Annotated in this window: 7 protein-coding genes; 2 read left to right on the top strand and 5 right to left on the bottom strand. The window is 55.6% G+C overall.

The window, feature by feature from the left end; translation table 11 throughout:
* Positions 1-68 precede the first annotated feature (68 nt).
* From ACH2EH_RS18005 to ACH2EH_RS17985, 5 genes are all read right to left on the bottom strand, one after another.
* Positions 69-503 carry a type II toxin-antitoxin system VapC family toxin gene (locus tag ACH2EH_RS18005; RefSeq protein ID WP_395143762.1) on the bottom strand — a complete coding sequence of 145 codons (435 nt, stop codon included), beginning with the start codon at positions 501-503 and terminating at the stop codon, positions 69-71.
* Positions 500-811, bottom strand: coding sequence for a hypothetical protein (locus tag ACH2EH_RS18000; RefSeq protein WP_395143760.1), 312 nt, complete (start codon positions 809-811; stop codon positions 500-502). The genes ACH2EH_RS18005 and ACH2EH_RS18000 overlap by 4 nt, the downstream gene beginning before the upstream one ends.
* Before the next feature lie 119 nt (positions 812-930).
* Complete coding sequence (locus ACH2EH_RS17995) at positions 931-1,251, bottom strand: hypothetical protein (protein WP_395143758.1); 321 nt, start codon at positions 1,249-1,251, stop codon at positions 931-933.
* Between the two features lie 76 nt (positions 1,252-1,327).
* Positions 1,328-1,924, bottom strand: coding sequence for a hypothetical protein (locus tag ACH2EH_RS17990; protein ID WP_395143756.1), 597 nt, complete (start codon positions 1,922-1,924; stop codon positions 1,328-1,330).
* Positions 1,925-1,933: 9 nt separating this feature from the next.
* Positions 1,934-2,278, bottom strand: a complete 345-nt coding sequence (locus ACH2EH_RS17985) for a hypothetical protein (RefSeq protein WP_395143754.1) — start codon at positions 2,276-2,278, stop codon at positions 1,934-1,936.
* A 263-nt stretch (positions 2,279-2,541) separates the two neighbouring features.
* Between ACH2EH_RS17985 and ACH2EH_RS17980 the strand changes: the two genes are divergently transcribed.
* Both ACH2EH_RS17980 and ACH2EH_RS17975 read left to right on the top strand, forming a co-directional pair.
* Positions 2,542-3,165 carry a sigma-70 family RNA polymerase sigma factor gene (locus tag ACH2EH_RS17980; RefSeq protein ID WP_395143752.1) on the top strand — a complete coding sequence of 208 codons (624 nt, stop codon included), beginning with the start codon at positions 2,542-2,544 and terminating at the stop codon, positions 3,163-3,165.
* A gap of 25 nt (positions 3,166-3,190) precedes the next feature.
* Positions 3,191-3,499 (top strand): anti-sigma factor family protein (locus tag ACH2EH_RS17975; protein WP_395143750.1); only part of this gene is annotated, 309 nt, incomplete at its 3' end.

Here is a 3,499-nt window from a genome sequence, read left to right as displayed (position 1 = left end):
TTAATCCCGTCCCCGCGCGGGAACCCCGCCAAACTTGCGCGCCGACGAGCGTGCATGTACCAGCGGCTTCATTCTTCTCCCTTCGGCTCCACCCAGGTTGCGATTCGGAGCCCTGGCACCCGGGAGTAGTCCCGGAGGTTGCGCGTGACGACAGCAGCCCCAATTTCCAGTGCAACGGAGGCGATACGCAGGTCGTTTGGCCCCACGTTGAGCTTCAGCGCCAGCAAGGCTTCAAAACGCATCAGCGACGCTTCCGCAAAACCGACGAGGGGAATTGGAGCCAGGAGCTCGACTGTCTTCTGCAGCCACTCGTAGGCATCCACGGTTTCTTTTGTTGTTCGGGCGCGGCGTAGCTGAGCAAAGCGCCCCACAATCTGTTCCTCATAGGAAATGATACTTGTCCCAAACTCCTGTGGAGGAAGCGCTTTCACAAAATCTTGCACGATCAGATCACGACGTAATAGAAGCGAGAGAGTGTCTGTATCTAGCAGGTAAAGGATCATTTCTTTAACTGTGGCATCGGATTATGCTCAGGATAGATCCCCAGTGCCTCGTTTTCCTTACGTCGGTTCTGCGCAATGATCGCCTGCCAGTCGTCGAAGGTTGGATCGTCCGCAAGCCCTCGAACAAGCTCACTCTCTGGTAAAGGAATCTCCAGCTCCACCCACTCGCTCTCGCCAACAAGCCGCGCCACAATCCGATCCCGCAGAGCATTCAGTGCCTCGTCTCGCGTCTCGGCCTCAACACTCTCGCCCAATGGCGGTGCACTCGCTCGGTAGCCGCCCGCCCGTCGTTCTAAAAGCACTTTCATGTTTCTCTCCCGCCCCATTCTACCGCCCGTCTTCCAATCTCACTTCCGCTTTCCCGATTCCATCCGAGACGAAGCCAGCACCAGAGCGAGGGGGAATCAGAAAAACGCCAGCTTTGAGCTTATTGGTTTCCAGACGTTGCTAATTTCTTACGTGAAATCTCGTTCTCAATTTTAAGACGCTCATTTTCAATGAGACTAAGACCAATTCTCATTTGTTCAGGTGTGGCACCATCAGCAACATAATCAGCAGAATCATAGCACCGTTTTAACATCTCAAGTTTTAACTCTTCTAAGGTTTTTTCTCCAGGTACAACTTCTTTCAAATTTCCAGTAGTTACAACAAATATTTTCCCATCACACATTACACGTAACTCAAGATAGTTCTGCGGATCGGATTGCATTTGCACACGTTGAAGAGGGCCGAAAATTAATTCCCACATTTTAGTTATTTCTTATGACTACCACCCAAATTATACACGAAATCCGCGTGATTCTACCGTCTATGTCTTGACGATTTTAGGAGACCAGCTCCAGCAAGATACCGAGAATCTTATCCAGTGCTTCAACGGGATATTCGTTTATGTCTATCGTGGCATGCTTGTCTTCTAGCCGCAGAAAGCGCCAGCGATCCCCCGTGGTGACACAACCGTAGAGAAAGCGCAGGGGCTTGCCCTGTTTTTCGTTAAAGCGTTGCGCCGCTACCAGCTCAGCCAGGCACTGCCCGATGCCGCTGGGAATGTCCTCACGCTTTGCCTCGACCACGGCCAGAACGGGGGCGACAACTTCTGTCCGTTCGGGTGAGCGAGAGAAGAGGTAGTCACAGAAGCCAGCCAATCCCAGCTTACGGTCCACGGTGAAGTCCACGCCAGAGTGGAGCGAGACCTGCCGGTGCTTCTGTTCAACCACCTCCATGAGAATGGGAGCGATAATAAACTCCGAGCGTGCCTTCTCGGTCTGCATGTCCAATGCAAGCGGCAGATAGCGCTGCATCGTCATCCTCAGAAAGTCGCTGGGCACAGCAAGCGGCGGCGTCGGAAACAGCGGCGTGTCACGCTCGATAGTCAGCCCGAACTGTGACTGAACCTCGGGGAGAGTGAAACGATTGTAGGCCATGTTCCCATTCTACCGCTTTATGCCCGCCTTCTGGAGCCGCGCCACGACCGCTGGGAGCTTGTAGTAGCGGGCATAGGCCAGTGCGTTTCCGCCTTTCCAGTCCATTTCCGAGGGGAGGGTTGACCCAAGATCGGGCTTTCGTGCCAGGAGCGTGTCCAGACAGTGCAGCGCCGTTTTTGTCTTCGCAGCTTCATCACGCCGTATCTCGGCACGCTCTTTTCCGCTCAGCTCTTTCGTCTCCATCGGATCTAGGGGGATGAGAGCGATCTGGGTAATGAGTAAAATCAGTGGCGGCTCTCCCTCGCGGCTTTTGCCATTGACATCCGCGCCACGCCGCAACAAGTCCTCCGCCACCTCCCACTGCCTTGCGTCCAGCGCGATGCACAGCGCCTAGCCCAGTGTTTTGGGGCTGGCCCCTTGCGCAAAGGCGCCTGACGGCAGCCAGGTCGCTCTTGCGCACAGCGGCGTGGAGTGCCCGGTTGGCGGGGGTGTCCGGGACAATCAGCTCCTGCATGGTGATCCCATTGTATCGCTGTCTCGTTTTGCACACCCTGGCTCGGGTGAACAAAAAATAAGGGAGTGCGTCCGAGAATATACTGTAGGATGAAGGGCAGCAAATGGCACTGGCAACTTTCTGGAATCGGGGCATCGCGACAATGAACAACGACACGGCTCTTATTGCACGCTGTCAAAAAGCGGATGTCGCTGCCTTCAATGAGATCGTCGGACGCTATAAAGGCAAGATCTACAACTATCTGTATCGCATGACGGGCAACGCCGAGGATGCTGAGGATCTCACGCAGGAAGTCTTTGTGCGGATGTACTCGCATATCCATAGCTTTCGTGCGGAGGCGAGCCTCTCGACCTGGCTGTTTCGCATCGCGGGAAATCTCTGTGTGGACGCGTTTCGTCGGAAGAAAAAAGAGCGCGGCGTGGTTTCGTCGTTGGATACTCCGATTTTTAGCGACGACGAAGACTCCAACGCCACCCGCGATGTGCCGGACCTGAAAGCCGCACCTGAGATTTTGTTCTCGCGCAAAGAGCTCGGGGGGCAGATTGAGATGGCTCTCGCTAAGCTACCGCCCAAGCTGCGCTCCGCCGTGGTTCTGCATGATGTGGAGGGGCTGGCCTACGAGGAGATTGCTGCTGTCGAGGGCATCCCACTGGGCACAGTCAAGTCACGCATTTTCAATGCACGTGTGGCCTTGCGAGAGCACCTGCGGCCCTATTTGGAGTCGTAAATGAGTCGTAAATAAAATGGCAAGCATGTTAGATTGTAAAAAAATTCAAGCGGGGCTCTCTGAGTACATAGACAGCACACTCCCTGCGCAGCTCTCAGAGGCCACCAGGGCGCACCTGCGCTCGTGTGCCGTCTGCACAAAAATCACCGAGGAACTGACCCAGACCAGCCGCTTACTGGCGTTCCTGCCGCGCCCGGAGCCCTCTGAGAGCTTCGAGAGGAAGCTGACCCTGCGGCTGGCGGGGCAGGTACTCCGGCCAAAGCCGATCACCCTGGGCGAGAAGCTCTCCGCCTGGTGGATCCGTCCGCGTGTTCGCCCCACCGTGGCGTCTGCG

The sequence above is a fragment of the Armatimonas sp. genome, assembly GCF_043760365.1.
In the GTDB taxonomy this organism is placed as follows: domain Bacteria; phylum Armatimonadota; class Armatimonadia; order Armatimonadales; family Armatimonadaceae; genus Armatimonas.
Note: the sequence above shows the minus strand (reverse complement) of the source record. Positions and strands in the feature narration are given on the sequence as shown.